This is a genomic window from Ideonella benzenivorans (assembly GCF_020387415.1).
In the GTDB taxonomy this organism is placed as follows: Bacteria; Pseudomonadota; Gammaproteobacteria; order Burkholderiales; family Burkholderiaceae_C; genus Ideonella; species Ideonella benzenivorans.
Genome location: NZ_JAGWCB010000010.1, coordinates 551,753 through 577,685, shown reverse-complemented (window position 1 = coordinate 577,685; position 25,933 = coordinate 551,753). Strand labels below are relative to the sequence as shown.

29 protein-coding genes and 1 tRNA gene are annotated in these 25,933 nt (G+C 67.6%); 15 read left to right on the top strand and 15 right to left on the bottom strand.

The features are described 5' to 3' along the window. Window positions 1-205: 205 nt before the first annotated feature. From KGA65_RS11420 to KGA65_RS11400, 5 genes are read left to right on the top strand one after another with little or no spacing between them, the layout of a single operon-like run. On the top strand, window positions 206-931 hold the full coding sequence (locus KGA65_RS11420) for an iron-containing redox enzyme family protein (protein WP_225863232.1): 726 nt from the start codon (window positions 206-208) through the stop codon (window positions 929-931). A gap of 16 nt (window positions 932-947) precedes the next feature. After that, window positions 948-2,405, top strand: a complete 1,458-nt coding sequence (locus tag KGA65_RS11415) for an aldehyde dehydrogenase family protein (protein WP_225863231.1) — start codon at window positions 948-950, stop codon at window positions 2,403-2,405. Between the two features lie 33 nt (window positions 2,406-2,438). Further along, the gene (locus tag KGA65_RS11410; protein WP_225863230.1) at window positions 2,439-2,918 is read left to right on the top strand and encodes a GlcG/HbpS family heme-binding protein; all 480 of its coding nucleotides are present in this window, start codon (window positions 2,439-2,441) and stop codon (window positions 2,916-2,918) included. After that, window positions 2,915-3,913 (top strand): 2Fe-2S iron-sulfur cluster-binding protein, encoded by a 999-nt coding sequence (locus KGA65_RS11405; RefSeq protein ID WP_225863229.1) that lies wholly within the window; start codon window positions 2,915-2,917, stop codon window positions 3,911-3,913. The genes KGA65_RS11410 and KGA65_RS11405 overlap by 4 nt, the downstream gene beginning before the upstream one ends. A gap of 3 nt (window positions 3,914-3,916) precedes the next feature. Next, window positions 3,917-4,696, top strand: a complete 780-nt coding sequence (locus tag KGA65_RS11400; RefSeq protein ID WP_225863228.1) for an SDR family oxidoreductase — start codon at window positions 3,917-3,919, stop codon at window positions 4,694-4,696. 82 nt (window positions 4,697-4,778) lie between these two features. Here KGA65_RS11400 and KGA65_RS11395 read toward each other — a convergent pair whose 3' ends face one another. Together KGA65_RS11395 and KGA65_RS11390 are read right to left on the bottom strand one after the other, a co-directional pair. Beyond that, entirely contained in the window at window positions 4,779-5,744 is a 966-nt protein-coding gene (locus tag KGA65_RS11395) for a porin (protein ID WP_225863227.1), read from the bottom strand. A 105-nt stretch (window positions 5,745-5,849) separates the two neighbouring features. Continuing rightward, window positions 5,850-7,388 carry a hypothetical protein gene (locus KGA65_RS11390; RefSeq protein ID WP_225863226.1) on the bottom strand — a complete coding sequence of 513 codons (1,539 nt, stop codon included), beginning with the start codon at window positions 7,386-7,388 and terminating at the stop codon, window positions 5,850-5,852. Window positions 7,389-7,945: 557 nt separating this feature from the next. Here KGA65_RS11390 and KGA65_RS11385 point away from each other — a divergent pair. The 3 genes from KGA65_RS11385 (at window position 7,946) to KGA65_RS11375 (ending at window position 11,629) form a co-directional block, all read left to right on the top strand. After that, on the top strand, window positions 7,946-9,412 hold the full coding sequence (locus KGA65_RS11385) for a hypothetical protein (protein ID WP_225863225.1): 1,467 nt from the start codon (window positions 7,946-7,948) through the stop codon (window positions 9,410-9,412). Between the two features lie 83 nt (window positions 9,413-9,495). After that, entirely contained in the window at window positions 9,496-10,968 is a 1,473-nt protein-coding gene (locus KGA65_RS11380) for a gamma-glutamyltransferase family protein (RefSeq protein WP_225863224.1), read from the top strand. Between the two features lie 43 nt (window positions 10,969-11,011). After that, window positions 11,012-11,629: a glutathione S-transferase family protein gene (locus tag KGA65_RS11375; RefSeq protein WP_225863223.1), complete on the top strand. Its 618-nt coding sequence runs from the start codon at window positions 11,012-11,014 to the stop codon at window positions 11,627-11,629. Between the two features lie 14 nt (window positions 11,630-11,643). On the opposite strand, the gene KGA65_RS11370 is transcribed toward KGA65_RS11375, so the two are convergent. After that, window positions 11,644-12,513, bottom strand: coding sequence for a LysR substrate-binding domain-containing protein (locus KGA65_RS11370; RefSeq protein WP_225863222.1), 870 nt, complete (start codon window positions 12,511-12,513; stop codon window positions 11,644-11,646). Between the two features lie 70 nt (window positions 12,514-12,583). Here KGA65_RS11370 and KGA65_RS11365 point away from each other — a divergent pair, with 70 nt between their 5' ends. Continuing rightward, window positions 12,584-13,495, top strand: coding sequence for a DMT family transporter (locus KGA65_RS11365; RefSeq protein ID WP_225863221.1), 912 nt, complete (start codon window positions 12,584-12,586; stop codon window positions 13,493-13,495). On the opposite strand, the gene KGA65_RS11360 is transcribed toward KGA65_RS11365, so the two are convergent. Both KGA65_RS11360 and KGA65_RS11355 read right to left on the bottom strand, forming a co-directional pair. After that, complete coding sequence (locus KGA65_RS11360) at window positions 13,480-14,208, bottom strand: class I SAM-dependent methyltransferase (RefSeq protein WP_225863220.1); 729 nt, start codon at window positions 14,206-14,208, stop codon at window positions 13,480-13,482. The genes KGA65_RS11365 and KGA65_RS11360 overlap by 16 nt on opposite strands. Before the next feature lie 6 nt (window positions 14,209-14,214). Then, window positions 14,215-14,748: a MarR family winged helix-turn-helix transcriptional regulator gene (locus KGA65_RS11355; protein ID WP_225863219.1), complete on the bottom strand. Its 534-nt coding sequence runs from the start codon at window positions 14,746-14,748 to the stop codon at window positions 14,215-14,217. A 257-nt stretch (window positions 14,749-15,005) separates the two neighbouring features. Between KGA65_RS11355 and KGA65_RS11350 the strand changes: the two genes are divergently transcribed. Next, window positions 15,006-15,560, top strand: coding sequence for a flavodoxin family protein (locus KGA65_RS11350; protein ID WP_225863218.1), 555 nt, complete (start codon window positions 15,006-15,008; stop codon window positions 15,558-15,560). 29 nt (window positions 15,561-15,589) lie between these two features. Here KGA65_RS11350 and KGA65_RS11345 read toward each other — a convergent pair whose 3' ends face one another. Beyond that, a complete protein-coding gene (locus KGA65_RS11345) occupies window positions 15,590-16,027 on the bottom strand; it encodes a hypothetical protein (protein WP_225863217.1) in 438 nt (145 codons plus the stop codon). 186 nt (window positions 16,028-16,213) lie between these two features. Then, window positions 16,214-17,626 (bottom strand): hypothetical protein, encoded by a 1,413-nt coding sequence (locus KGA65_RS11340; RefSeq protein ID WP_225863216.1) that lies wholly within the window; start codon window positions 17,624-17,626, stop codon window positions 16,214-16,216. A 273-nt stretch (window positions 17,627-17,899) separates the two neighbouring features. Between KGA65_RS11340 and KGA65_RS11335 the strand changes: the two genes are divergently transcribed. Then, window positions 17,900-18,325 carry a VOC family protein gene (locus KGA65_RS11335; protein WP_225863215.1) on the top strand — a complete coding sequence of 142 codons (426 nt, stop codon included), beginning with the start codon at window positions 17,900-17,902 and terminating at the stop codon, window positions 18,323-18,325. A gap of 6 nt (window positions 18,326-18,331) precedes the next feature. Here KGA65_RS11335 and KGA65_RS11330 read toward each other — a convergent pair whose 3' ends face one another. After that, the gene (locus tag KGA65_RS11330; RefSeq protein ID WP_225863214.1) at window positions 18,332-18,709 is read right to left on the bottom strand and encodes a ribbon-helix-helix domain-containing protein; all 378 of its coding nucleotides are present in this window, start codon (window positions 18,707-18,709) and stop codon (window positions 18,332-18,334) included. 71 nt (window positions 18,710-18,780) lie between these two features. Beyond that, entirely contained in the window at window positions 18,781-19,359 is a 579-nt protein-coding gene (locus tag KGA65_RS11325) for a DJ-1/PfpI family protein (RefSeq protein ID WP_225863213.1), read from the bottom strand. A gap of 164 nt (window positions 19,360-19,523) precedes the next feature. Between KGA65_RS11325 and hisF the strand changes: the two genes are divergently transcribed. Genes hisF through KGA65_RS11305 form a run of 4 tightly spaced genes read left to right on the top strand, consistent with a single transcriptional unit; the run spans window position 19,524 to window position 21,718 of the window. Continuing rightward, window positions 19,524-20,303, top strand: coding sequence for an imidazole glycerol phosphate synthase subunit HisF (gene hisF, locus KGA65_RS11320; protein WP_225863212.1), 780 nt, complete (start codon window positions 19,524-19,526; stop codon window positions 20,301-20,303). Further along, window positions 20,300-20,920: a 16S rRNA (guanine(966)-N(2))-methyltransferase RsmD gene (gene rsmD, locus KGA65_RS11315; RefSeq protein ID WP_225863211.1), complete on the top strand. Its 621-nt coding sequence runs from the start codon at window positions 20,300-20,302 to the stop codon at window positions 20,918-20,920. The genes hisF and rsmD overlap by 4 nt, the downstream gene beginning before the upstream one ends. Further along, on the top strand, window positions 20,917-21,423 hold the full coding sequence (gene coaD / locus KGA65_RS11310) for a pantetheine-phosphate adenylyltransferase (protein ID WP_225863210.1): 507 nt from the start codon (window positions 20,917-20,919) through the stop codon (window positions 21,421-21,423). The genes rsmD and coaD overlap by 4 nt, the downstream gene beginning before the upstream one ends. A 1-nt stretch (window position 21,424) precedes the next feature. After that, window positions 21,425-21,718: a YfhL family 4Fe-4S dicluster ferredoxin gene (locus KGA65_RS11305; protein WP_225863209.1), complete on the top strand. Its 294-nt coding sequence runs from the start codon at window positions 21,425-21,427 to the stop codon at window positions 21,716-21,718. A gap of 6 nt (window positions 21,719-21,724) precedes the next feature. On the opposite strand, the gene KGA65_RS11300 is transcribed toward KGA65_RS11305, so the two are convergent. The 6 genes from KGA65_RS11300 to KGA65_RS11275 all read right to left on the bottom strand — a co-directional run bounded on the left by KGA65_RS11300 (window position 21,725) and on the right by KGA65_RS11275 (window position 25,931). Further along, the gene (locus tag KGA65_RS11300) at window positions 21,725-22,273 is read right to left on the bottom strand and encodes a hypothetical protein (protein ID WP_225863208.1); all 549 of its coding nucleotides are present in this window, start codon (window positions 22,271-22,273) and stop codon (window positions 21,725-21,727) included. Continuing rightward, the gene (pth, locus tag KGA65_RS11295; RefSeq protein WP_225863207.1) at window positions 22,270-22,920 is read right to left on the bottom strand and encodes an aminoacyl-tRNA hydrolase; all 651 of its coding nucleotides are present in this window, start codon (window positions 22,918-22,920) and stop codon (window positions 22,270-22,272) included. The genes KGA65_RS11300 and pth overlap by 4 nt, the downstream gene beginning before the upstream one ends. Then, window positions 22,917-23,879 carry a LysR family transcriptional regulator ArgP gene (locus KGA65_RS11290; RefSeq protein ID WP_225863206.1) on the bottom strand — a complete coding sequence of 321 codons (963 nt, stop codon included), beginning with the start codon at window positions 23,877-23,879 and terminating at the stop codon, window positions 22,917-22,919. Before KGA65_RS11290 ends, pth begins: the two co-directional genes overlap by 4 nt. 126 nt (window positions 23,880-24,005) lie before the next feature. Next, window positions 24,006-24,635: a 50S ribosomal protein L25/general stress protein Ctc gene (locus KGA65_RS11285; protein ID WP_225863205.1), complete on the bottom strand. Its 630-nt coding sequence runs from the start codon at window positions 24,633-24,635 to the stop codon at window positions 24,006-24,008. A 93-nt stretch (window positions 24,636-24,728) separates the two neighbouring features. Then, window positions 24,729-25,691 carry a ribose-phosphate pyrophosphokinase gene (locus KGA65_RS11280; RefSeq protein WP_310740957.1) on the bottom strand — a complete coding sequence of 321 codons (963 nt, stop codon included), beginning with the start codon at window positions 25,689-25,691 and terminating at the stop codon, window positions 24,729-24,731. A 163-nt stretch (window positions 25,692-25,854) separates the two neighbouring features. Then, window positions 25,855-25,931, bottom strand: a tRNA-Gln gene (locus KGA65_RS11275). Window positions 25,932-25,933 lie beyond the last annotated feature (2 nt).

Below are 25,933 nucleotides of genomic sequence, written 5' to 3'. Positions count from 1 at the left end.
CCTCACCGGACCGCGCACCCCGGCCAGATCTCCAGAGGCGAAACAGCGCGATCCGACATGGGACCGCTTGTCGTGCGGCTTTTATTTGGTATACAGTATCCATAACGCCTGAACATTGTCTTTCCGCAAGAGATGGATCGGGTGTTCTTCTGCAACTTTCCCTCTGTCTTCCTCATTCATGGCCTTGATGGCCGGGAGTCCTGCTGTGTCTCAACTGATGAACCGAGATGAATTTCGCACCGCGCTGGAAAACGCGATCAAGGGCAAGAGCGCCAACAAGGCGCCCTTCAGCATTGCCTGGGCCACGGGCCAGCTGAGCCGCGCCCATCTGGCGCGCTGGGCCGAGAACCATTACCACTATGTGGGGCCTTTCGCCGACTACCTGGGCTACATCTACGCCCGCACGCCTGATCACATGACCGAGGCCAAGGACTTCCTGCTGTCCAACATGTACGAGGAAGAGATCGGTGGCGATCGCCACACCGACCTGCTGATCCGCTTCGCCGAAGCCTGTGGCACCACCCGTGCCCGGGTGGTGGACCCGGAGAACATGTCGGCCACCACCCGGGGCCTGCAGAGCTGGTGCTATGCCGTGGCCATGCGTGAAGACCCGGTCGTGGCCGTGGCCGGCTTGGTCGTGGGGCTGGAATCGCAGGTGCCTTCCATCTACCGCAAACAGACCCCGACCCTGCGCGAGAAGTATGGCTTCACCGATGAGGAGGTCGAGTTCTTCGACCTGCACATCGTCTCCGACGAGATCCACGGCGAGCGCGGCTACCAGATCGTGCTGGAACATGCCAACACGGTTGAGCTGCAACAGCGTTGCCTGAAGATCTGCGAGATCGGTGCCCAGATGCGCCTGCTCTACACCACGGCGCTTTACCACGACTACGTGGCCCAGGACCTGCCCAACCTGGCGCTGGCCGCCTGACCCGAGAGCACCCGCCATGTCATCCCGTACCGAAGAGTTCCTCAATCACATCAATGGCGAATGGGTCCGCAGTCTTGGCGGCCGGACCTTCGACAACATCAACCCTGCCGATACGCGTGACATCGTGGGTCGTTTTCAGGCTTCAGGCGCTGCCGATGCCGAGGCCGCTGTGGCCGCGGCGGCCTCGGCCTTCGATGGCTGGCGCCACACGCCGCTGAGCAAGCGCTGCCAGGTGCTGCTGAAGGCCGCCACCTACCTGGAAGAGCATGCGGAGGCCTTTGGCCACGAGCTGACACGCGAAGAAGGCAAATCCGCAGCGCTGGGTCGCGACGAATTCCTGCGTGCGGCGCAGACCTTCCGCTTCTACGCCGTCGAAGCCCAGACCCTGGGCGGCGAGACCTATCCGCAAGATGACGCCGGACTGGAGGTCTACAGCCGGCGTGAACCGCTGGGCGTGGTGTCGGTCATCTCGCCCTGGAACTTTCCGGCCTCCATCCCGGCACGCAAGCTCGCACCCGCCCTGGTGACGGGCAACACCGTGGTGTTCAAGCCCTCATCGGACGCGCCGCTCAGCGGCTTGCGTCTGACCGAGGCGTTGGTCCAGGCGGGACTGCCCAAGGGGGTGCTGAACTTCGTCACCGGCGCAGCTGGCGACGTGGGGCCGATCATCACCACCTCGGAAGCCATCCGGGCCATCACCTTCACCGGTTCCACCCAGGCGGGTGAACACATCCACCGCAGCGTGCACCTCACCACCCGGCTGCAGATGGAGCTGGGTGGCAAGAACCCGTTGATCGTGATGGAGGATGCCGATCTGGACCAAGCGGTGGAGCTGACCATCAAGGGCGGCTTCTCGCTGACGGGCCAGGCTTGCACCGGCACCAGCCGCGTGCTGGTGATGAGCGCCGTGCGCCAGGCCTATACCGAGAAGTTGCTGGCCCGGGTGGCGGGGCTCAAGATCGGACCGGGCGACCAACCCGGCATGGACCTGGGCCCGCTCGCCACGGCCAAGCAGCTGCGCACGGTGATGGAGTACATCGCCATCGGCCGTGGCGAGGCCACCTGCCTGTGCGGTGGCGAGCGCCTGACCGACGGCATCTATGAACACGGCTACTACATCTCGCCGGCCATCTTCACCGATGTCAAGCCCACGGCGCGGATCGCCCGCGAGGAGATCTTCGGCCCGGTGATCGCGCTGATGGAGGTGGAGAGCTTCGCGCAGGCCATGGCCATCGCCAACGATTCGCGCTATGGCCTCTCGGCCGCGATTGCCACGCGCAACCCGCGCTACATGCATGACTTCACGCAGGAGATCCAGTCCGGCACCGTGAAGATCAACCGCACCACCACCGGCAACTTGATCAACGCGCCGTTCGGCGGCGTCAAGCATTCCAGCACGTCGACCTTCCGCGAATCGGGCAGGGCCGGGCTGGAGTTCTTCACCCAGACCAAGATGGTCTACCGCGGTCTCTGAGCGGCCATGCTCTAACGAATCCAAGGAACCTCGATGAAATCCTTTTCGAAACTTGAAGTCGGCGAAGCCCGCACGATGATTGCCGCCGCCGTGCAGCAGGCCCAGGCCCTGGGCGTGCTGGAAACAGTGTGCGTGGTGGATGAAGGCGGTTTTCCGCTGCTGCTCGAACGCATGGACGGTGCCCGTGTGACCGGCCCGCAGATCGCCTGGAACAAGGCCTTCACCGCGGCCGGTCACAAGCGTTCGACCCACCTGTTCAACCAGACCCCCAACGGCCCGGCCTTGCCCGGCAACGAAGCCTTCGGCATCCAGTGGAGCTTCGAGGGCCGCTTTGCCGTCTTCGTCGGCGGCTTCCCCATCGTCGTCGACGGTGAGGTGGTGGGTGGCGTGGGCCTGAGCGGCGGCAACGGTGAGCAGGACACGAAGTGCGGCCTGGCCGCACTGGCGGCCCTGCAGGCCTTGCTGCAGACACAGGGCCGCGAGGTGGTGGTGCAGGCGGACATCAAGCGATGAACGCCACGGTCCACTGGCTGGAGGCGGACCGGCGCTTCGAGGTGCAGCCCGGTGAGACCGTGCTGGCCGCCGCGTTGCGCCAGGAGGTGCCGCTGCCGCATGAGTGTCAGTTCGGTGGCTGTGGCAGCTGCCGGGTTCAGTTGCTGCAGGGGGAGGTGCGCTACGGGGAGTGGCCCTTCGCGCTCAGCGAGGAGGAGGCGGCGCAAGGCCAGGCGATTGCCTGCCAAGCGCTGCCACAAACGGCCGAGTTGGTGCTCAGCGTCCGCCCGCCGGTGGTCTATGCCGAACCGGCGGAGCGCAAGGTGAACGTGGTCGCGGTCGACTGGCTTCATCCTGACATTGCCCGCGTCCGCCTGGCGCTGCAGGACGGCCAGGCACTGAACTTCCGGCCCGGCCAGTATGTCGACCTGAAGCTGGCCGAAGGCCGCCACCGCAGCTTTTCGCTGGCCTCGCGCAGTGGTGAGGCCATGCTGGAGCTCCATGTCCGACGCATCCCTGGTGGCTTGTTCACCGATGGCCTGCTGGGCCATCTGCAGCCGGGCGATGAGTTGACGCTGAAGGTGCCGCTGGGCAGCTTTCAGTACCGGGCCGAGGATGACCGCCCCTTGGTGCTGGTGGCCACTGGCACGGGCATGGCGCCCTTGCGCAGCATTGTGCTGTCGCTGCTGGACGATCCGAACCGCCCGCCGGTGAGCCTCTACTGGGGCATGCGGCAGGCCAACGAGCTGTACCTGGACGAGGAAATCCGCCGCTGGGTCGAAGTGTTGGACGACTTCCGCTATGTGCCCGTGCTCTCGCGCGCCGACACCGCCTGGACGGGCATGCGGGGCCATGTGCAGGATGCCGTGCTGGCCGATCATCCCGATCTGTCTGAGCAGGCCATCTACCTGTGCGGCTCACCCGCGATGATCGCCGAGGCCCGCAGCCGTTTCGCCGCGGCCGGTGCCAGCCTGGCGCACCTCTACACCGACAGCTTCGTCTTTCAGGAGCACTGAGGGATGGAGTTGGGATTGCAGGGCCGGCGTGCGCTGGTCTTTGGCGGCAGCAAGGGCCTGGGTCTGGCCTGCGGACGCCGGCTGGCCGAGGCCGGTGTGGAGGTGTGGCTGGCCGCACGGACCGACAGCACGCTGCAGGCTGCCGCGAACGCGTTGCGTGTGCAGACCGCTGGCAAGGTGCATGCCGTGGTGGCCGACATCAGGCTGGAGACGGGACGGGCCGCTGCGCTGGCGGCCTGTCCTGCGCCGGACATCCTGGTGACCAATGCAGATGGTGCGTCTCCGGGCGACTTTCGAGAATGGGATCGCCAGGACTGGCTGAACGCGCTGGACGCCATGATGCTGGGCCCCATCGAGCTGATCCGCCAGTGTCTGGACCCGATGGCTGCGCGTGGCTTTGGCCGCATCATCAACATCGTTTCGCGCAGCGTGAAGGCACCGCAAGCCGAACTGGGCCTGTCCAACGGCGCTCGCGCCGGCCTGGTGGGCTTTGTCGCCGGGCTGTCACGCCAGGCCATTCGCCACAACATCACCATCAACAACATCCTGCCTGGAATGTTCGCCACCGACGCCCAGCGCCGCCATGTGCAGGCCTTGGCAGAGCGGGAGGGGCTGGACGCGCCGGCACTGTGGGCGCAGCGGGCGGCAGAGGTTCCGGCCGGCCGCTTTGGCGACCCCGACGAGGTGGGCGCTCTGTGTGCCTTTCTGGCTTCACTGCAGGCCAGCTACCTGACGGGCCAGAGCATCCTGATGGACGGGGGAGCCTACCCGGGAACCTACTGACACCGGTGTGGCCTGCGGGCCGCCGGCATCCAGAAGGGGCGCCTTGCGGGCGCCCCTTCTTGTCTTGGGCAAACCGCAGGGGTCAGAAGCGATGCACGATGCCCAGGTCGAAGGCATTGGTGGCCGACTGGCCCGTGACACGGGTGTTGCTGCCGGTCAGGTACAGGTTGGTGCGCTTGCTCAGGTCGTACAGATAGCCCAGGCCGACGTTGCGCGTTGTGGCGGTTTCGCGCTTGTCGTGGTTGAACTTGACCCGGAACGAACCCTGGCCGATCGGTACGATGGCGCCGATGTCCAGCGTGGTGCGGATGCCGTCGCTCAGGCCGGCATAGCCCTTGCCGTCGTTGCGGCCGGCCACGAACAGCAGCGTGGCCACGCTGGTGTCGTAGCTGGCCCCACCGCCCCAGGCGGTGTCGCCGTTGAAGCGCTTGGCCACGGCGGCCGAGAGCATCAGCGGGCCTTGCTGGTATTTGAGCGCTGCCGCCTTGGCATGGTCCAGCACCTGACCGTTGGAGGCCACGACCCGGTCGGCTGTGCCCCCCAGGTAGAGTTGCACGCCGTTCCACGCGGGACTGATGTAGAGCGCGCCGTTGTTGAATTTGTCGTCGGCGCCGGCCTTGCGCTCCCCGCGGCCGCCCACGTAGTCGCCGTAGAAGGCGTCCGGTGAGAGACCGTAGTAGATGGGGCCATCCTGACGGCCCAGTTGCAGCGTGCCATAACGGCCTTGCAGGCCGACGACCGCGATCTCGCTCCAGAAGGAGGAGCTGTCGACCACGGCACCAGTGTCGGCATTGAACCGATGCTCAATGCGGAAGAAGGCGCTGTTGCCGCTTCCCAGATCCTCGGTGCCCATCAGGCCCAGGCCGTTGTTGGTGGCGGTGGCCACTTGTGTGCCGATCTTGCTGCCGCTTGCATCGCGGGCCGTGTCGTGCCGCAGACCCAGGTCGACCCGGCCGTAGACCTGGACGCCGGGCGTGACCTGGGCCATGGCGGACAGTGAGGCCAGCGACACGGTGGCGAGAAGGGAGAGGTGATGATGGAGTCTCATTGAACTGCTTTGACAGAGTGGGGGTTGGAAGGCGGGTGGCTGCGACAGCCAGGAGAGGAGAGGACCGGCCGGCCCGGCGCGTGGTCCGCCAGGTCGGCCGGTGGGTCAGAACAGGAAGGTGACGGCCAGCAGGGTCGACGTGGCCAGCCCGGTGAGGACTGGGATGGTCAACACGCGCACGGCCTCCAGCACGGGGACCCGGGCGAAGCCCGCCACCGCGATCAGCGAGGACCAGGCGATCAGGGTGCCGCCGCCGGTCCAGACGGCCCCCATCTGGCCGATGGCGGCCAATGTGGCGGCATCCACCCCCGAGGCGGGTGCCAGGGCGCCGGAGAGCGCACCCGTCAACGGCAGACCGGAGAAGCCGGAGCCATCGATGCCCGTGACCATGCCGACGATCAGCACGCCCAGGCCCACCAGCACGCGGCTGTGGGGAATCCAGTCCTGCCCGGCGCGCACCAGGTCGAACAGAAAACTGGGGGTGTGGTCGGCTGGCGTGCCCATGATGGCGGCTGCGGTTTCGCTGGCGCCCAGGAAGAAGAAGCCGGCGATTGGCAGCACCGAGCCCATGGCCTTGAATGCGAACACGAAGCCTTCGGTGATGTGGTCCGCGGCCGACTCCAGCATCTTGCGGGGGCCGTGGTAGGCCTGGGTGGCCAGGATCATCAGGAGGGCTGCGGTGCCTCCCACCAGGGAGGCGGCGGCTCCGCCCTTCAGGTCGGGCAGCTGCAGGCCCATGCGCGAACCAGCCATCAGCCCGATGATGGTCAGGAAAGCCAGCGGGGCCAGCCAGGCGAAGGCGCGGGCCCAGGGCAGCGTGGCCGCGGGCACCGTGTGAAGCTCCTTCGAGAAGTCTGAATCGCTGACCAGCGGGGCATCGCGCCGCGTGGCTTCGGCAATCTCGGCCTTGTGAGCGCTGCCCTCATGGAGCTCGGGCGTGGACTCGACCGGGGTGTCGCTGCTGGAAAGCCAGCGGGTGAGCAGGGCCGCCTGAGGCTGCTGGATGTCGTGCCGATGGCGCAGATAGACCAGCGTGAGCGCGATCAGGCCGGTGACCACGGACAGCACCAGCGCGCGATCGGCCACCAGATGCGTGGCCACGCCGGCGGCCTTGGCGCTGATGCCGGGGGCCACACTGATCACATAGTCCGACGAAAGCGCCATGCCCTGCCCGGCAATCGCAATGGCCGCTGCGCCCATCAAGGGCGGCAGACCGGCGGCAATGGCGGCTGGCAGCAGCACCGCGCAGACCAGCGGCACGGCCGGCGTGGGCCAGAAGAACAAGGAGATCAGATAGGTGACAAGGGCAAGCACCAGATACGCCAGGTGTCCGTTCTTCATCACCGCCCGGAAGGGCTCGACCATCAGGATGTCTGAGCGCAGGTCCTTCAGCGCATTGAGCAAGGCGGTCATCAGGGCGATGACCAGGAAGATGTTGAACAACTCTTTGGCGGCCACGAAGCTGGCGCCGAAGATGCTGCCCAGGGCATCCAGCGGGCTGCCGGTCCAGGCGCCCACCACCAGCACGGTGGCGATGATGGAGGGGACGAGCACATTGGCCCGGAAGATCATCGTCACGATGATCACCAGCACGCCCAACAGGTACATCCAGTGGGCGAGCGAAATGGAGACGGGAAGATCCATGATGGCTCCTCGTTGGCGGCTGTCAGAGGGAGGGATCCGTGCGGCGGGGCCAGGTGGCCGAACCAGAAACGGGGAGTGGATTGGATCTGTTGGATACTGTATACATTTCTGAAAGTGCTTTCACCACCGTGGAATGGGTGCTTGCGGCGTATGCGGCCCGTTGAGTGGGTGTCCTCGGGCGCAACCGAAAGCGGCGTCGGGTTGAGCAACAGCAAGATGGCGCTGTTGTGAATACAGTATGCAAACGATATGCCAAAGCGGGAAGATGTCACCGCTCAGCGTTTGTATTTACGTATACAGTATTCTTTTTGACGTACATGCCGGTGTGCTGATCGAGGTGAACACCCGGAGGGCTCACCTCGGCCTTGGCATCGGACGCATCAACTTGACGTACCTCAGAGACATGAGTCCCTTGATCAGGCATGCACCTGAACCATGCGCTGAACCCAAATCAAGTGCAGGCGGGAGGCGACAGGTGCCCCATCCCGGGGTGTGGATGAGGCACGTGAATTGCGTGGCAGGCGGATACCGTATACGACGATTCGGCGCATCACCGCATGTCAGAGCTGCCTCCACTTCATGCCGCCCATTGGGCCTACCTGACGGGCGTGCTGATCATCCTGCTGGCGATGGCTTGGCGTGCCAACGTGGTGGGGCCAGCCATGCTGGCCACTTTTGCCGTGGCCTGGGCGTGGACCGGGCAACCCCTGCGTGCGGTGTCCGCGGTGTTCGGGGCCAGTTGGGCGGCCGCCCAGTCCTTGTTCAACATCTTTTTGATCATCGCCCTGATGACGGCCTTGCTCAGCGCCATGCGTGCCGTCGGAGCCGACGTGAGCATGGTGACGCCGCTGCGGCGGGTGATGCGCAGCGGGCGCGTGGCCTTTGTGTTGCTGGCAGGGGTCACCTATGTGATTTCGTTGTTCTTCTGGCCGACGCCAGCCATTTCCCTGGTGGGGGCGGTGTTGCTGCCCGCGGCCATCGAGGCAGGCTTGCCACCGCTGGCGGCTGCCATGGTGCTGGCCGTGGCAGGGCAGGGCATGGCCCTGTCGGCCGATGTGGTCATTGGTGTGGCGCCCGGTCTGAGCGCCAGGGCCGCCGGCGTGGACCCGCAGGCCGTGGCCCTGCGCGCCTGGGGGCTGTCGAGCCTCACCGGGGGTGTGGCACTGGCCTGGATCTACCTGCGCACGCGGCGGCATCTGCGCCGGCCCAGCGCACAATGGTTGCACCTCTGGCAAGGGCGGGTGGACGAGATCGTCGAGGGGCAGATCGAGGAAGAGATCGACGAGAGCCCCCACCCGGCCGGCAACAGGGCACCCTGGCTGGTGGCCTGCAGTGTGTGGGTGGTTTTTGCAGCACTGATCGTGCTGATGGCGCTGCCCCATCTGTTGGGGCAGCAACCGGTGCTGCAGGGGGCGGGCGCAGGACGACTGCTGGGCGGCAGCGCCGGGCTGTTGTTGATGCTGGTCACGGCCGCCGATGGCAGGCGGCAGGGCATGAGGCCCTACCTCGACCGCATCGGCGACCACCTCACCGAGGGTTTCGTGTTCGCCTTCCGCACCATGGGGTGCGTGCTGCCGGTGGCAGGCTTTTTCTTCATTGGTTCGGCCGACACCGCGGGCAGCATCCTCGATGTGCCACCGGCTGCGCCGACGCCGGGCTTGCTCTTCGACCTGGTGCGGCATGCGCAGCAGTACCTTCCCGACAGCCCCTGGGCAGTGGCGCTGGGCATGCTGGGCGTAGGCATCCTGACAGGCATCGATGGCTCCGGCTTCTCGGGTCTGCCCCTGACCGGCGCCCTGGCCGGAGCGGTCGCCCCCGGGACGGGACTGGACCCGGCAGCCTTGGCCGCCCTGGCGCAGATGGGCGCCGTCTGGACCGGCGGAGGCACTTTGATCGCCTGGTCCTCGCTGATGGTGGTCGCCGGCGTCGCACGAGTGCCGGTGCTGGCCATCGTGCGCGGCCTGGTGGGCCCAGTGCTGTTGGGCCTGCTGCTCGCTACCGTCGTCACCGTGGGGTGGCGCTGACGGGCACGGCGCGGCTCCTCCCGGCCTCTTCTCTTGAATTCCAACGGAAGGCGCCCGTCCCGGGCGTTTGAACACCCATGTCCATGCCCCAAGCTTCTTCAGACTCCCCGCAGGGAGAAATCAGCACCCGCGCCATGGTGGCCACGGGTCATCCGCTGGCTGCCCGGGCGGCCGCAAGCTGTCTGCGTGCAGGCGGCTCGGCGGTGGATGCCGCCATTGCCGCCGATGCCGTGATGGGCGTGGTGGAACCCATGGCCACCGGTCTGGGCGGCGATCTGCTGGCCATGGTGGTGCCACCTGACGGCCCCCCCTTGAGCTACAACGGCACAGGCAAATCGCCTGCAGCGCTCATGGTCGATCGGGTGGCTGCACTGCCAGGCGGGCGCATTCCGGAGCGGCATCCGCTGTCGGTGACGACACCTGGCCTGGTGCAGGGCTGGTGGGATCTGCACCAGCGTTGGGGGCGTCTGCCCTGGGCCGGCCTGTTCGACGTGGCTCGCCAGTGCGCGCAGGACGGCTTTGCGGTGGCGCCGGTGGCGGCGCGGGAATGGGCCTTGTTTCGTCCCGTGCTGCAGGTGGATCCGAACTGTGCCGCGCTGTACGGTGCCGACGCCGTCCCCCGGGCGGGCGAGACCTTCCGCAACCCGGCACTGGCGGCGGTGTTGGCTGCCGTTGCGGCCGAAGGGCCGCCCGCCTTCTACCAGGGCCTGCCCGCACAGGCGGCCGAACAGGCGGTGCAGGCCTTGGGCGGCGTCCTGTCGGCGGAGGACTTTCGCATGCATCACGGCCTGTTCCGCGAACCTGCGTGTGCCGAGTTCCGTGGTCTGACGGTGCTGGAGTGTCCGCCCAACACCCATGGCGTGGCGGTGCTTCAGGCCTTGGAGGAGCTGGAACCCCAGGCGCTGGATCCACAGGACCCGGCCACCGTGGTGGCCATGGTGGGGGCCGTGCAGCGGGCCATGCGCCAGGCCAAACGCACGGTGGCCGATCCGGCTGGCAACACGGTCTGCACCGTGGTGGTGGACGAGCAAGGTCTGGCCATCACGCTGATGAGCAGCATCTTCAAGCGTTTCGGCTCGGGCATCGCCGTGCCAGGGTGCGGTTTCGTGCTTCAGAACCGCGGCTTCGGTTTCAGCCAGCCTGGCCACATCAATGGTCCGGGGCCGTCCAAACGGCCGTACCACACCGTGGTGCCCGGTGCGACGCTGCGTGAGGGGCGTTTCCACGCCGGTTTCGGCGTGGTGGGCGGAGCCATGCAGCCCCAGGGGCATGTGCAGTTGCTGGTGCGTCTGGCGGCCTGGGGGCAACCGCTGCAGGCGGCCATCGACGCACCCCGCTGGCGGCTGGAAAACGATCAGGTGCTGGCGCTGGAAGCCGGCACCCCTGAGCCCTGGATCCAGGCCTTGCGTCAGGCTGGCTACACCGAGCCGACAGGCCAGGGCGAGCTGGGGGGACGCAGTGACTTCGGCGGCGCCCAGGTGGTGCTGAGGGCGGCCGATGGCCGCCTGATCGGCGGCTCCGACCGCCGCAAGGACGGCTGCGCGCTGGGCCTCTGACACCGCACGCTCTTCACGTCTTCTTCCATTCTTTTGAACCAACATGAGTCTCAAGATCTATGGCATTGCCGCCTCACGCGCCATCCGTCCCCTCTGGGCCGCTGAAGAGCTGGGGCTGCCTTACGAGCAGATCCCCATCCACTACGCTTCGCCTGAGGTGAAGCAGCCCGGGTACCTGCGCCTCAACCCGAACGGCACGGTGCCGGTGATCGAGGACAACGGGCTGGTGGTGTTTGAGTCGCTGGCCATCACCACCTACCTGGCCCGCCGCTATGGCGCAGGGACCCTGGGCCCGGACGGTTGGGCCGAGGAGGCTGCGGTGCTGCAATGGACCCTGTGGGCCGCGACCGAAGCGGAGCCGCTGGCGCGCCAGTGGTTTCACCACACCCGTTTTCTGCCCGAAGATCGGCGCGAGCCGGGGCTGGCCCGGGCGGCGTTGCAGGCACTGGCGCCCCGCCTGGCCGTGCTGGCGAACGCGGTCTCCGCCACGGGCTATCTGGTGGCGGGGCGATTCACCGTGGCCGACTTGAACATGGCGGCCGTCCTGCAGCGTCTGGCCGAGCTGGGCGGCCACGACCATGCCGGGCTGATGGACTGGCACCGGCGCTGCCTGGAGCGGCCAGCGGCCCGCCGCGCATTTGCCTTGCGGCAGCCCGGTTGAATCGGTCGCTCTGCTCAGAGCTGCCGTTGCAGCAACGCCAGCAGTCGCCGGGCGCTGGGCAGGGGCTCCGGGCCACGCCAGCGGGCCACCAGGGCGATGGCCGGCAGGGCGGGCAGGCCTGGTGACACGGGGACCAGGCCCGGCCGAGCCAGGCTGGTGGGCAGGGGCGTGACGGCCAACCCAGAGGCTACCGCGTGCCGGATGCCGGTCACACTGTGGCCGGTGAAGCACAGCCGCGCTGCAATGCCGGCTTGGGCCAGGGCGGCCAGGCCGGCCATGCGGAAGACGCAGCCTTCCTGGAACACAGCCAGCGGCAGGGGGCGCTGCTGGTCGGCCTCGCTGCCCTCGCCGCGGTACCAGGCCAGGGCCTCCTGACGCAGCAGCAGTTCGCCCTGGCCTGGGGGCGGCGTCACATCGCCTCCCATGCGCTTGACCACGGCCAGGTCCAGCTCGCCGGCTTCGAGGGCCTGGTTCAGTCGCATGGAGAGCTCGCTGCGCAAGCTCAGGGCCACGTGGGGGCAGGCCTGCGCGAAGCTGGGCAGCACCGCGGGAAACAGGTCTTCCATCAGTTCCTCGGGCAGGCCGACCCGCAGCTGGCCGGAGGGCGTGGGGGCGGCGAACACGCTGCAGGCCTCGTCGTGCAGCCGCAGCAGGCGCCGGGCATAGTCCAGCAGCACCCGCCCTTCTTCCGTGGGGCCGCTGAGCCGGCCCTGGGCTCGGTCCAGCAGCGCGTGGCCCACCTGGTCCTCCAGCCGTTTGACCTGCAGACTGACGGCCGATTGGGTGCGACCGAGCCGTTCGGCGGCGGCCGAGAAACTGCCGCTGTCGACGATGTTCACCAGGGTGCGCAGCAGGTCCAGGTCGAGTTGGCGGGGGGGCATCATTGGAATGATCAATGATGAAGCGATAAATATCAAATTTGAAAATGAGCGGCGGCCCGGTATGGTGCGCCCCATGCCCACCCTCCTGTCCTCCTCCGCACCGAGCGCCGCCGCACCCGCCTCACCCTGGGCGTTGGCCGGGGCCGGCGCGTTGTTCAGCTTTCTGTGGGCCTCGGCCTTCATCGCTGGCAAGATCGGCTTGGCGGTCTGTGGGCCACTGACGCTGCTGTCGCTGCGCTTTCTGGCCGTGGGCGGTGGGCTGGCGCTGGGCCTGTGGTGCACGGGGCGGGGTGGCCGAGTGTCCGGACAGGCGGTGCTGGCCGGGCTGCTCTGCAACGCGGTCTACCTGGGGCTGGCCTACACCGGCATGACCCAGGTGCCGGCGGCGCTGACGGCCATCATCGTCTGCACCACGCCCCTGCTGGTGGTGGCGCTCGGTGTGCTGCAGGGCCGCGAGCGGCTGGGGCGCCGGGCCGGGTTCGGCCTGGCGCTGGCCTTCGGCGCGGTGCTGATGATCATGGGCCAGCGCCTGCATCTGCAGAGCTTGGCGCCCTGGGCGCTGGGGCTGATCGTCGCGGGGACGCTGGCGCTGGCCGTGGGCACACGGCTGAACCAGGGTGTGGCCGCTCGGGAGGACCCCTGGCAGGTGGCTTGTGCCCAGTTGCTGGCCAGTGGCCTGGTGCTGCTGCCGTTGGCGTGGGCCACCGAGGGGCTGCAGGTGCACTGGGGCGGGGCCTTCTGGGGCAGTCTGCTCTACCAGGCCGGGCCGGTGTCGTTGGGCACCACGCTGATCCTGCTCTGGCTGGTGCGCCAGGGCGGGGCCAGCCGTGCCAGCAGCTTCCATCTGCTCAGCCCGTTCTTCAGCATCGCGCTGGCGGTGGGGCTGCTGGGGGAACGTCTGTACCCCTTGGACCTGCTGGGACTGCTGCCCCTGGTGCTGGGCATGGCGCTGGTGCTGCGCCGGCCCGCTCAGGCGGTGCGCTGAAGCAGGCGCACGTGCATGGGCCGCAGGAAATCGGCCCCGTCCGGCCCCTGGTGCGGCAGGAAGGCGGCGCGCACCGCCGCGATCCGTTCGTCGTCCAGGTAGTGGTGGGCGAAGGTCGGCCGCATCATGCGGGTCTCGAAGGCCTCGAAGCTCTCGAAATGAACGGGTATGTCGAAGCGGCGCTCCGCGACCTGGACCCAGGTGCCGGTGGTCAGGGCCTCGTCCACGGCGTGCTGTGCGGCGGTCCGCACCGGCCCCTCGTCGTTGTAGAGCCGCACGATGCGGTTGAGCGGCCCCGCATAGACCGGCTCGGAGACATAGAGGTGGCCGCCGGGTTTGAGCACCCGGGCGATCTCGGCCAGCGCCGTGCCCATCTCGGGCACCGGCACGTGGTGCAGGGACTTCAACATCAGCGCCAGATCGAAGCATTCGTCCGGCAAGGGGATGGCCTGGGCGCCGGCGGCCAGGAACTGCAGGCCCGGCAGCGGTGCGGCGGCCAGGTTCTTCTCATGCTGGATGGCATCGACCTCCAGCCCGGTGACATGGCTGCTGGGATGGCGGGCCAGCAGGTCGCGGGCGAGGCGAGCGGCCCCGCAGCCCAGCTCGATGATGTGCTGGCTGGCCAGCGGCAGCAGGCTCGCCAGCAGTTCCAGCTCATTGGGGATGAGCCGGTCGGAGCGTTCCTGGGCAGCGAAGGAGGTGGGTGTGGGCATGGGGGCTCAGCCGCGTGTGCGGTCTTCCTGGGCAAGGGTGTGAAGGCGGTCGAGCAGCTTGCGCTGCAGTTGGGTCAGCTGGGCCAGTTCCCGGGGGCTGAAGCCGTCGGTCATGGCCCGCAGATCGGCGCTGACGAGTGGCAGAGCCTGGGCCAGCAGGGCGTCCCCCGCAGGGGTCAGGGCCAGATCCATCTTGCGGCGGTCGCTGGTGCACACCCGGCGCTGCAGCCAGCCACGCGCGACCAGCTGATCGGCCAGCCGGGTCAGGTTGGCGGCCTTCTCGCCCACGGCTGTTTTCAATTCGGTCGGGCTGAGATGACCATCGGGTGCCCCGGAGAGCGCCAGCAGGATCTGGTACTCCGGGTGGTTCAGGCCCAGAGCGGCCAGCTGGCCATTGCTGTGGTCCTGGAGGGTCTTGGCGAGCAGCCGCGCGCCGCGCACCGCGTCGGCCGCTTCACTGGGGTAGCCGGGGTGGCGGCTGCGCACCCGGTCCAGCGAGGGGTCGGCGTGGGGCATTCGGTCGGTGGGGCCTGGGGGCATGGCGGATGGCGGGGACGACAGGGACACCGAGGGCAATCAGCCGCGATGGTACGTGGTTCCGCGCAGGCCCCCACCAGCGCGGTGCGGTTTTGCCGGTGTCCCGCCGTGGCGCGTGCCTTCAGGGATTTTGAATGCCCGCTTCAACACAGGCCAGCCTTGTGGCGGCTGGGGCCTTCTAGACTAGGCAAATACCCTCATCGTTTCATCTGCGGCGGTGCACCCTGGATGCCGCGGCTTTCCTCTGACTGGAGCTTCTCATGAGCAAGATCGTCATCGTCTATCACAGCGGCTACGGCCACACCAAGAAGGTGGCGGAAGCCATCGCCGCCGGCAGCGCCGCCGAACTGCTGGCCATTGATGCCGAGGGCAATCTGCCCGAAGGCGGCTGGGACACGCTGGCCGCGGCCGATGCCATCGTCTTCGGCGCACCAACCTACATGGGCAGCCCGAGCTGGCAGTTCAAGAAGTTTGCCGATGCCACCTCCAAGGCCTGGTTCACCCAAGCCTGGAAGGACAAGGTCTTCGGTGGCTTCACCAACAGCGCCAGTTTCAACGGCGACAAGCAGGTGTCGCTGATCGCGCTGCAGACCCTGGCCTCGCAGCATGGTGGCATCTGGGTCAGCCTGGGTCTGCTGCCGGCCAACTCCAAGGCGGCCACCCGTGCCGACGTGAACAACCTGGGCGGCTCGGTGGGCCTGCTGGTGCAGTCGCCGTCCGATGCCAGCGTCGATGAGATCCCGTCGGGCGACCTGGCCACGGCCAAGCTCTATGGCGAGCGCATCGCCGCCGTCACCGCCAAGCTGCGCGGCTGATCTCTCCAGCCCAACTCCGGCGGTGGTCCTCAGTGGGCCGGGCTGGAGGACAGCGACCCGCTGGCCGGGAGGCCGGCGGGTGTCGCCACCGTTGCACCTGGTGTCGTGCCACCTGTGGTGTCCACGCTGAAGCCGACCACGAAGTAACGGGTGTCGCCAAAGCAGGAACCGGGCAAGCCCACCTTCTCCTCGTACTGCAGGTCGATGCGCTGGCCCATGGCCTTGCGCAACCCCTCGGCCACCTGCGCGTCGTGCACCGTGAAGTAGAACTTCTCGGACATCGTGCCGGGCATGGACACCATGGCCAGTTCGCCTTCCCAGGTCTTGCAGACCCAGCCTTTGCGGGAGAACTTCTGCAGCCAGCCGGACCGGTCGCCGGTCGAATAGCTCCAGTGCCAGAAGAACGTGAGGGACAGGGTGGCCAGGGCCATCAGGGCCAGCACCGCGATTGCGAGGGTTTTCTTCATGGAGGGCCCCAGCCGAAAGGCAAGAGGAAAAGAGTCGGCCGGATTGTCGATGGTTTGGCGTGCAGTTCCTTGACGGCCCGGTGACAGGCCCTGAAGAAAAACGCCCCAGGCGTTCCGTGCGTTGCACGAAGGCCCGGGGGCGGCTCTGGGTCTCATCCCCGGCCCCACGGCCGGGGGGGGGGCAACTCAGTTGGCGCGCAGCGTGAAGGCCCGTTCCAGGATGAGCTCCTGGGCCAGGGGGCGGGTCTTGGTGACCGGGTCCAGGTAGGTCCGGGCGGTGATCTTCATGTTGGTGCCGAACGGCACGCCCACCGGGTTGTCGGCCGTGGGCTGTGGAATCGTCAGGCAGACGGGCTCGCCCGTGCAGTCGTAGCTGATGGTCATGGCATAGAGCTGGCTGTAGAGGGCGTAGCGCGGGTCGCTCGGATCCGTGATGCCGGCCATCTTCAGGGCGGAGCCTGACAGCGTGGTGTTGTTGATCGCGACGACGCCGGTGTTGTTGGCCAGGTTCACCACCGAGTCACTGGTGTAGGTGGCCTTGCCGCTCTTCACATGGTCCACCCCGACGACCAGGATCTTGTCCTTCAGTTTGGCAGGGGTGTACTGGTAGGCGTCTTGCAGGTAGATGGCGTCGGGGTTGTCGCCATTGCAGACCACGCCCTGGTCCGCGCAGTAGAAGTTGTTGGTCTGCTGCAGCGTGCCTGGCACGTTGTTCTCAGTGATCGTGTATGCGGCGGCGTACTTGGCCTTGAGCTCGTTGACCAGCTGGTTGCGGGCCTGCTTCAGGTAGTCGGGCTCGGCCACGCCTTCACCCGGCACCTTGTAGGCGGGGGTGGGCAGGGGGGTCGACTTGCGCGACGCCAGCGGGGAGAGCTTCAGCGTGTTGATCGGGGTCGAGGCCAGGTAGTTCGAGAAGGCCGTCTTGTCCTTGGGGTAGGCGGCCCGCATGAACAGCGAATAGGTGTCGGCGCCCGAACCGGTGCCCATGTTCAGCGGCACGGCGGTGATCGGCAGGGCCAGCAGGTTGATGCCGGTGGTCGGGTAGCCCAGCGCGGTCAACTGGTTCACCACGTCCGAATAGGTGCGGCTGTCGGCCGTCATCACGAACACGGCCAACTGGCTGAACGGTGCACCGCCAGGCGTGGACGAGCCCGCCGTCATGATGTCCAGTTGGTTGACGGAGTCGTTCAGCGACTCGAACAGCACCACGGTGCCGGACTTGGTCGGATCCGAGGGCAAGGGAGAGTAGTAGCGGGTGTTCAGGTAGCTGGTGATGCCGAAGTACCCCAGTTCCGGCGGGGTCTGCATGATGAGCACCAGGGCATCGGTCTTCTTGAGCTTCGTGGAATTGATGTTGCCCTTGAAGACGGCCGTTCCATAAGGGGAATCGGGGTTGGCGCCATAGCAGTTCGTCATGCCGGCCGCGAAGCAGGATTCCGGGGTGACAAAGGTCCAGGGGAACTGCTTGACGCTGAACTTCGCCGAGATGCCGGCCGTGAACTGGCTGGTCAGGGTCTGGTAGTCACTGGCGGACCACAGGCGGGCGGTTGTGGCAGCCTGCGCGGTCATGACGGCAGGCGAGGCGTGGGCAGATGCCATGCCGAGGATGCAAGACAGGGTGGCAAGTGCGAGCTGGGGCTTCATGGAGGCTCCTGGACAGGGGCGATCAGGGGGTAAACCGGCACCAATCTCAAGGCGTCAAGGCTGGTGGCGCACGAACAAAAGCACCCAGGAAGGGCGCAGGTGCAGGCCCCTAGTGGGCAGTAGAATCCCTGGGCTTACCATCCCGCAACCTAGGGAACATTTAGGAACATCTGGGTTGGAACGCCCCCGCAAGCTGGCGCATCGGCCACGTTCCAGGAACACACCGTCATGAACATGAAATACCTGCACACGATGGTGCGCGTCACCGAGGTCGAGCCCTCTCTGCATTTCTGGCGCGATGCGCTGGGGCTGGAAGTGGTCCGGCACGACGACTATCCACAAGGGCGGTTTTCGCTGATCTACCTGGCCGCGCCGGGGGATCATGCGGCCCAGATCGAGCTGACGCACAACTGGGATCCCGAGGTGCTGAGCGGGGGCCGCAATTTCGGCCATGTGGCCTACGAGGTCGCCGACATCTACGCCGCCTGCCAGCGCCTGCAGGCGCATGGGGTGACGATCCTGCGCCCGCCCCGCGATGGGCGGATGGCCTTCGTGCGTTCGCCGGACCAGATTTCGGTTGAGTTGCTGCAGGCCGGCAGCCCCCTGCCGCCCGCTGAACCCTGGGCCTCGATGCCCAACACCGGCAGCTGGTGACCCGCTTCAGGGATTGAGCGGCTGGGGTGTCGCAGCACGCCAGCTCGGCGGCAACTGGCGCACCGCCGCGCTGGCATCCACCTGCCGCAGCGGCACGCGGGGGTCTGCCGGAATGGCCTGGTGGGCCAGCAGGGCTTCGTAGCGCAGCGCGCTGACCCGCAGGAACGAGGCAAAGTTGCCAGCCTCGCCGCGGGCCTGCATCAGCTCGTCGTAGAGCTTCTCGATCAGCTGCACCACGCCCAGGCCGTCGCGCCGGGCAATTTCCTCCAGCACCGACCAGAACAGGTTTTCCAGCCGGATGCTGGTGATCACCCCATGCAGCCGGACCGAGCGGGTGCGGCTGTCATAGCTGTGCGGGTCGGCACCGATGAAGATCTCGCACATGGCAGGCCTCGCGAAGGGGACGGTCCGTGCACTCTAGGGCAGCCCGCGAGGCTTGACCATCGGGCGGCACCTCAGGCGTCGATGCGCGTGCCCAGCACGGCCAGGAATTGGGCGATCCAGGCGGGATGGGCCGGCCAGGCTGGCGCCGTCACCAGCTGGCCGTCGGTGATGGCCGCATCGACCGCAATGCCGCAGTACTCCGCCCCGGCCAGTTCCACCTCGACCTGGCAGGCTGGGTAGGCCGAGACGCGGCGGCCTTTCAGCAGGCCGGTGGCGGCCAGCAGCTGGGCGCCGTGGCAGACGGCGGCGACCGGCTTGTCGGCGGCCAGGAAATGGCGGGTGATCTCGACCACGCGGGCGTTCATCCGCAGGTATTCCGGTGCCCGGCCGCCGGGAATCACCAGTGCATCGTAGGTTTCCGGCTTGACGTCGGCGAAGCTGGCGTTCAGCGTGAAGTGGTGGCCCGGCTTCTCGCTGTAGGTCTGGGCACCGTCGAAATCGTGCACCGCGGTATGCACCCAGTCGCCGGCCTTCTTGTCCGGAGCCACCGCGTGAACCGTGTGGCCCACGGCCTGCAGGGCCTGGAAGGGCACCATGGTTTCGTAATCCTCGGCGTAGTCGCCGCACAGCATGAGGATCTTCTTGGGCATGCCTGTCTCCTGTGATGTAAGGGCGGGCGCCACGTGCACCCGTGGGCGCATTCTTGGCATGGCCCGGCAAAGCGGGTAACAGCCGGCTGTGCGGGGCCACGTCCGCTGCACTGTCCACGGTCCCCAGTCGCCCGGAGCGGGGCGGCTCCTGCGACAATTGCCCCATGCTCGCCAAACGCATCATTCCCTGTCTGGACGTCACCGGCGGCCGGGTCGTCAAGGGCGTCAACTTCGTCGAACTGCGCGATGCCGGGGATCCGGTCGAGATCGCGGCCCGCTACAACGAGCAGGGGGCCGACGAACTGACCTTTCTGGACATCACCGCCACCAGCGATGGCCGGGATCTGATCCTGCACATCATCGAGGCGGTGGCTTCGCAGGTGTTCATCCCCCTGACCGTGGGCGGTGGGGTGCGCACGGTCGAGGATGTGCGCCGTCTGCTCAATGCCGGGGCCGACAAGGTCAGCTTCAACTCGGCGGCCGTGGCCAATCCGCAGGTCATCCGCGACGCTTCGGACAAGTACGGCGCCCAGGCCATCGTGGTGGCCATTGACGCCAAGCAGCGCCACGGCGAGGACCTGGCTGCGCGCGGGCCGGGCTGGGACGTCTACACCCACGGCGGGCGCAAGAACGTCGGTCTGGACGCGGTGGCCTGGGCGCGCCAGATGGCCGAGTACGGCGCGGGCGAGATCCTGCTGACCAGCATGGACCGGGACGGCACCAAGATCGGCTTCGACCTGGAACTGACCCGGGCCGTGAGCGATGCCGTGCCGGTGCCGGTGATCGCCTCCGGCGGGGTGGGGGCGCTGGAGCACCTGGTCGAAGGCATCCAGGTGGGGGGCGCTGACGCCGTGCTGGCGGCCAGCATCTTCCACTACGGCACCTTCACGGTGGCCCAGGCCAAGGCCAGGTTGGCGGCGGCTGGCGTGCCGGTGCGCCTGTGACGCCGGCACGCCAGCCGCATCGCCCGGCCGCGGGGGCGCGCCATGCCGTGCGCATCATTGGCGGCCAATGGCGGCGCAGCCTGCTGCCGGTGGCGGACCGTCCGGGGCTGCGGCCCACGCCGGACCGGGTGCGCGAGACCTTGTTCAACTGGCTGGGGCAGGACTTGACCGGCTGGCGGGTGGTCGACGCCTTTGCCGGTTCGGGGGCGCTGGGCTTCGAGGCTGCTTCGCGCGGTGCGGCCGAGGTGCTGCTGCTGGAGCAAGACCCGGCCCTGGTGAGCTCGCTGAAGGCTTCGCGCGAGCGCTTGAAGGCGCAGACGCTGCAGGTGCAGCGGGCCGACGCCCTGGCCTGGCTGCGCGCAGCCCCGGCGGCCTCGCGGGAGCTGGTGCTGTTGGACCCGCCGTTCGCGGCCGGCCTGGCGGCGCCGGCGCTGGCCGCCGCCGCCCGGGTGGTGGTGCCGGGCGGTTTTGTCTATCTGGAAGCGGGGGAGCCCTTGCCCCAGCCCTGGCCGGCCGGGCTGACGCTGTACCGTCAAGGCCAGGCCGGCGCGGTGCATTTCGCCCTGCTGCAGGCGGCTGCCGCCGATGCCCTCCACGAACCCAAGGAAGCGCCATGAGCGAACGCACCACCGTGACCGCCGTCTACCCTGGCACCTTCGACCCGATGACGCTGGGCCACCAGGATCTGGTGCGGCGCGCCGCCCACCTGTTCGATCATCTGATCGTCGCGGTGGCGGCGGGGCACCACAAGCGCACCATGTTCACGCTGGACGAGCGCCTGGCCATTGCCCGCGAGCTGTGCCAGTCCTACGCCAACGTGGAGGTGGTGGACTTCCGTGGCCTGCTGCGCGACTTCGTGCTGCAGCGGGGTGGCAAGGTGGTGGTGCGCGGCCTGCGGGCGGTGAGCGACTTCGAGTACGAGTTCCAGATGGCCGGTATGAACCGCCAGCTGATGCCCGATGTCGAGACCCTGTTCCTGACCCCCAGCGACCAGTACCAGTTCGTCAGCGGCACCTTCGTGCGCGAGATTGCCAGTTTGGGCGGTGATGTCTCTAAGTTCGTGGCACCTTCGGTGCTGCAGCGCTTGAAGGACCGCGTGACCCAGCCGAAGGACGTTTGAGATGGCCCTGATGATCACGGACGAGTGCATCAACTGCGACGTCTGCGAACCCGAATGCCCCAACCAGGCCATCTCGATGGGCGAGACGGTCTATGTGATCGACCCGATGCGCTGCACCGAATGCGTCGGCCACTTTGACGAGCCACAGTGCGTGCAGGTCTGCCCGGTGGAGTGCATCCCGGTCAACCCGGCGTTCGTCGAGACCCGTGCGCAACTGCAGCGCAAGTACGAGGCGCTGCAGGCGCAGACCCAGGCGGCGGGGCAGCCGTCGGCAGTGCCGCCCACGGCGGGCTGAGTCCGTTCAGGGCGTTGTCCCTGCCGGGGCGCTGGCCGGCCGCGGCTGCTGGGCCGGATCGGGTTTCTTCTTGACGGGGGCGCTGGCGGCCAGCGCGGCGTAGGTGGGCAGCAAGGTGCCACAGCGGGCCGCGGCCCGGCGCTGACGGCGGGCTTCGGCCACGGTCACGGTGCCAGCCGTCCGCACGGATACGGCCGGGCAGCTCACGGTGGGCTGAGAGGCGGCGGTCGCGGCCGAAGGCTGTGTGGTGGTCGCGCCCTTGCGCGCGTGCCGTGCCTGGCGCACGGTGCTGGCTTGTCCGGCCTGCCGCTCTGAGGCCATGCCATCCACCCACTGTTGCTCAGCTGCGGCGCGTTGCTGGGCGGCCTGCACTTCGGCCGCGGAAGGGCCGGGCGGCAGGTCCACCACCTGCCCCCCGGGGCAGGGCGTCTGCTGGTAGGTCTGGCCGCAGCGGTACACCGCCGCGGGGCTGGGGCTGGCCCACAGCCCACACAGCGCACCAAGCAGCAGCGCAGCGCGAGAACAAGAGCGTGGGGTGGACGGGCGGAAGCTCACGAAGCGGTGCTGGAGGGGTCGTCGGTCCCGCTCCGAGGCAGCACCAACCCGGCAGGGCGGGGCGGCTTGGGACGCGGGGGCTTGGCGTGGATCTTCATCATCGCCTTGTCCATCGCGCCGTCAAGCATCCAGTCCAGACACTGCAGCGATTCATCCACCGTGTGGTCGATGGACAGCCGTTCGGCGGCCGGCGGTTTGCGCAGAACATAGCCCGCCACCTCGGTCTTCACCCCGGGATGGCCAATGCCCAGACGCAGGCGCCAGAAGTTGGGCGAACCCAGCTGGGCCTGGATGTCCTTCAGCCCGTTGTGGCCGCCGTTGCCGCCGCCCTGCTTGAGCTTCATCTGACCGGGGGGCAGGTCCAGTTCGTCATGCACGACCAGGATCTCCTCCGGCGCGATCTTGAAGAAGCGCGCCAGCGGGGCGACTGCCTTGCCCGAGAGGTTCATGTAGGTCATCGGCTGCAGCAGCCAGATCGGCCCCGTCGGCCGGTTCACCCGCGCCACCAGGCCGTGGTAGGCCTTGTCGGGCTGCAGGCTGCCGCCCAGCTGGTGTGCCGCCCGGTCCACCCACCAGAACCCGGCGTTGTGCCGGGTGTCCTCGTATTCCGGCCCGGGATTGCCCAGGCCCACGATCAATCGAATCATGGGGCCGAATTATCCGCGGCCTGTCCCTCCGTCACTGGGCGCAGGGCCTGGCGGGCGCCGGCCAGCAGCGCGTCGCCGATCTGGTCCATCAGGCCGTGCCGGGAGGCATCACCCTCGTCGCCGCTCAGCTTCCACTGGTGCCAGTACAGCGTCACATCCAGGTAGACCTCGGGCAGCACCCACTTCAGTGCGCCTTTGGCCAGCAGAGGGCGTACCAGCAGTTCCGGCAGCACCGACAGGCCCCAGCCCATCGTGGCAGCCCGCGCGCAGGCCTCGCTGCTGGGCACGAAACGCTCCTTCAGCTGGGGCTCCCGCACGCCGAAGGCCTTGGCGGCCCACTGGGTCTGCATGTCGTCCTTGCGGTTGAAGGTGATGAAGGGCAGCTGGCTGAAGTTGTGGCGGTTCAGGCCTTCGGGCAGGTGGCGAGCGATGAACGAGGGGCTGGCCGCGGCGACGTAGCGCATCGCGCCCAGGGCCTGGCAGGCGCAGCCGCGCAGGGCCTGCGAGACGGTGCTGACGCAGCCCAGCACCTCGCCCTGGCGCAGCCAGTCGTGGGTGAAGTCCTGGTCGTCGACGATCAGCTCCACCCCATAACCCTGTTCCAGGCCGCGCTGCACCAGAGAGTCCAGCGCCGGCAGCACCCAGGTGGCCAGGCTGTTCGGATTGACGGCGATGGGCAGCCGCTCGTCGCGGTTGAGCGTGGCCCCCAGTTCGCGGGCGGCGTCGGCGCGCAAGGCCTGCATCTGGCGGGCGTAGCGCAGCAGCACCTTGCCGGGCTCGGTCAGCCGCAACGGACGGGCCCGCACCACCAGCACGTGGCCGACGTTGCTCTCCAGCGAGCGCAGGCGCTGCGAGACGGCCGACTGGGTGATGTGCAGCAGCTGTGCGGCGCCGTCGAAGCTGCCGGCCTCAGCCAGGGCGGCCAGACATTCCAGGCCGGCAGGGTCCAGGGCATTCATGCGGATTCTGGAAGGTGATGAAACATCATCAAGCCTAATACAGAGTCGAAGCCTTGGGGCGGGGGTTCAGCCGAAAAAAAACCCCGCCGGAGCGGGGTTTCTGGGCAAGCGCCAGGAGAGCAGAAATTACTTCTTGCCCTTGGCCTTCTTCTTGTCGTCGGCCGGCGCGGCTTCCACCGGGGCGGCGACGATTTCTTCTTCCTTCATCTCGGCGACGGTCACGATCACCGGATCCTTCGAGCCGTGCTTGACGATCTTCACGCCGGCCGGCAGGGTGATGTCGGACAGGTGCAGGCTCTTGCCCTTCACCAGACCGGACAGATCCACGGCGATGAATTCGGGCAGCTGGATGGCCAGGCACTCGATCTCGACTTCGGTGGTCACATGGTCGACCAGGCACTTGTCGGTCTTGACGGCTTCGGAGTCGTCCTGGCCGGAGAAGTGCAGCGGCACCTTCTTGTGCAGGCGGGTGGTGTCATCCACGCGCTGGAAGTCGATGTGCAGGATCTGTTGCTTCCAGGGGTGGACCTGGAAGTCACGCAGCAGCACCTTCTCGGTCTTGCCGTTGAGTTCCATCTCCAGGATGGACGAGTGGAAGGCTTCCTTCTTCAGCGCGAAGAAGAGGGCGTTGTGATCCAGCTCGATCATGGCGGGCTCGCCCGCGCCAAACACGATGCCGGGCACCTTGCCGGTGTTGCGCAGGCGGCGGCTCGCTCCGGTCCCCTGCAGCTTGCGCTCGAAAGCGACGAATTGCATGACATTACTCCAGTGAGTCGGGGCGCTCCGCGACCAGAGTCGCCCCATTTGAAAAGGCCGCCCGGCGGGTGCCGCGGCGGCCAGCGAAACGGATCAGAAGTTGTTGTTCTGTTCCGAGAAGAGGGAGGTGACCGATTCGCCGTCCGAGATGCGGCGGATGGTCTCGGCAAACAGGAAGGCCACCGACAGCTGGCGGATCTTCGAGCAGGCCTTTCCGGCTTCGCTCAGCGGGATGGTGTTGGTGATCACCACCTCGTCCAGGTGCGAGGCCTTGATGCGCTCGATGGCCGGGCCGGAGAACACGGCGTGGGTGCAGTAGGCGTAGACGTGCTTGGCGCCGCGCTCCTTCAGCACCTCGGCCGCCTTCACCAGCGTGCCGGCAGTGTCGATCATGTCGTCCATGATGACGCAGTTGCGGCCGTCGATCTCGCCGATCACGTGCATCACTTCGGACACATTGGCGCGCGGGCGGCGCTTGTCGATGATGGCCAGGTCACAGCCCAGCTGCTTGGCCAGCGCGCGGGCGCGCACCACGCCACCGACGTCGGGAGAGACCACGACCAGGTCCTTGTAGGCCTTGGCCTTCAGGTCGGTCAGCAGCACCGGGCTGGCGTAGATGTTGTCGACGGGGATGTCGAAGAAGCCCTGGATCTGGTCGGCGTGCAGGTCCATGGTCAGCACGCGGCTGACGCCCACGGTTTCCAGCAGGTTGGCCACCACCTTGGCCGAGATGGGCACCCGGGTGGAGCGCGGGCGGCGGTCCTGGCGGGCGTAGCCGAAATAGGGGATCACGGCAGTGATGCGGCGGGCGCTGGCGCGCTTGAGGGCATCGACCATGATCAGCAGTTCCATCAGGTTCTCGTTCGTGGGCGCGCAGGTGGACTGCACGACGAACACGTCACGGGCGCGGACGTTCTGCTGGATTTCGACGGTCACTTCGCCATCGGAGAAGCGGCCCACGGAGGCCTTGCCCAGATCGGTGCCCAGGTGGGTGACGATCTCCTGGGCGAGGGCGGGATTGGCGTTGCCGGTGAAGAGGGCGGTGTTGAACAGCACGGTGGGAGCTCCGGGGGTGGGCAGGCTGTACGGGTCGAAGACGAGCGGGTCTTGCGGTGCGCGGCCGCAGCACACGCCACAGCCCACAAAGAACGACTGCGCCCGTGGGCGCAGTCTGATTCTGATGGGTCACGCCACCGGGCGCGACAACAACGATGAAATTTGGCAGGGGAGGAAGGACTCGAACCCTCGCATGTCGGAATCAAAATCCGATGCCTTGACCAACTTGGCGACTCCCCTAC

Excerpts from the sequence above, each read along its gene's own strand:
- KGA65_RS11415 (WP_225863231.1), top strand. The coding sequence starts at position 948 with ATGTCATCCCGTACCGAAGAGTTCCTCAATCACATCAATGGCGAATGG.
- KGA65_RS11410 (WP_225863230.1), top strand. The coding sequence starts at position 2,439 with ATGAAATCCTTTTCGAAACTTGAAGTCGGCGAAGCCCGCACGATGATT.
- KGA65_RS11405 (WP_225863229.1), top strand. The coding sequence starts at position 2,915 with ATGAACGCCACGGTCCACTGGCTGGAGGCGGACCGGCGCTTCGAGGTG.
- KGA65_RS11400 (WP_225863228.1), top strand. The coding sequence starts at position 3,917 with ATGGAGTTGGGATTGCAGGGCCGGCGTGCGCTGGTCTTTGGCGGCAGC.
- KGA65_RS11395 (WP_225863227.1), bottom strand. The coding sequence starts at position 5,744 with ATGAGACTCCATCATCACCTCTCCCTTCTCGCCACCGTGTCGCTGGCC.
- KGA65_RS11390 (WP_225863226.1), bottom strand. The coding sequence starts at position 7,388 with ATGGATCTTCCCGTCTCCATTTCGCTCGCCCACTGGATGTACCTGTTG.
- KGA65_RS11385 (WP_225863225.1), top strand. The coding sequence starts at position 7,946 with ATGTCAGAGCTGCCTCCACTTCATGCCGCCCATTGGGCCTACCTGACG.
- KGA65_RS11380 (WP_225863224.1), top strand. The coding sequence starts at position 9,496 with ATGCCCCAAGCTTCTTCAGACTCCCCGCAGGGAGAAATCAGCACCCGC.
- KGA65_RS11375 (WP_225863223.1), top strand. The coding sequence starts at position 11,012 with ATGAGTCTCAAGATCTATGGCATTGCCGCCTCACGCGCCATCCGTCCC.
- KGA65_RS11370 (WP_225863222.1), bottom strand. The coding sequence starts at position 12,513 with ATGATGCCCCCCCGCCAACTCGACCTGGACCTGCTGCGCACCCTGGTG.
- KGA65_RS11365 (WP_225863221.1), top strand. The coding sequence starts at position 12,584 with ATGCCCACCCTCCTGTCCTCCTCCGCACCGAGCGCCGCCGCACCCGCC.
- KGA65_RS11360 (WP_225863220.1), bottom strand. The coding sequence starts at position 14,208 with ATGCCCACACCCACCTCCTTCGCTGCCCAGGAACGCTCCGACCGGCTC.
- KGA65_RS11355 (WP_225863219.1), bottom strand. The coding sequence starts at position 14,748 with ATGCCCCCAGGCCCCACCGACCGAATGCCCCACGCCGACCCCTCGCTG.
- KGA65_RS11350 (WP_225863218.1), top strand. The coding sequence starts at position 15,006 with ATGAGCAAGATCGTCATCGTCTATCACAGCGGCTACGGCCACACCAAG.
- KGA65_RS11345 (WP_225863217.1), bottom strand. The coding sequence starts at position 16,027 with ATGAAGAAAACCCTCGCAATCGCGGTGCTGGCCCTGATGGCCCTGGCC.
- KGA65_RS11340 (WP_225863216.1), bottom strand. The coding sequence starts at position 17,626 with ATGGCATCTGCCCACGCCTCGCCTGCCGTCATGACCGCGCAGGCTGCC.
- KGA65_RS11335 (WP_225863215.1), top strand. The coding sequence starts at position 17,900 with ATGAACATGAAATACCTGCACACGATGGTGCGCGTCACCGAGGTCGAG.
- KGA65_RS11330 (WP_225863214.1), bottom strand. The coding sequence starts at position 18,709 with ATGTGCGAGATCTTCATCGGTGCCGACCCGCACAGCTATGACAGCCGC.
- KGA65_RS11325 (WP_225863213.1), bottom strand. The coding sequence starts at position 19,359 with ATGCCCAAGAAGATCCTCATGCTGTGCGGCGACTACGCCGAGGATTAC.
- hisF (WP_225863212.1), top strand. The coding sequence starts at position 19,524 with ATGCTCGCCAAACGCATCATTCCCTGTCTGGACGTCACCGGCGGCCGG.
- coaD (WP_225863210.1), top strand. The coding sequence starts at position 20,917 with ATGAGCGAACGCACCACCGTGACCGCCGTCTACCCTGGCACCTTCGAC.
- KGA65_RS11305 (WP_225863209.1), top strand. The coding sequence starts at position 21,425 with ATGGCCCTGATGATCACGGACGAGTGCATCAACTGCGACGTCTGCGAA.
- pth (WP_225863207.1), bottom strand. The coding sequence starts at position 22,920 with ATGATTCGATTGATCGTGGGCCTGGGCAATCCCGGGCCGGAATACGAG.
- KGA65_RS11290 (WP_225863206.1), bottom strand. The coding sequence starts at position 23,879 with ATGAATGCCCTGGACCCTGCCGGCCTGGAATGTCTGGCCGCCCTGGCT.
- KGA65_RS11285 (WP_225863205.1), bottom strand. The coding sequence starts at position 24,635 with ATGCAATTCGTCGCTTTCGAGCGCAAGCTGCAGGGGACCGGAGCGAGC.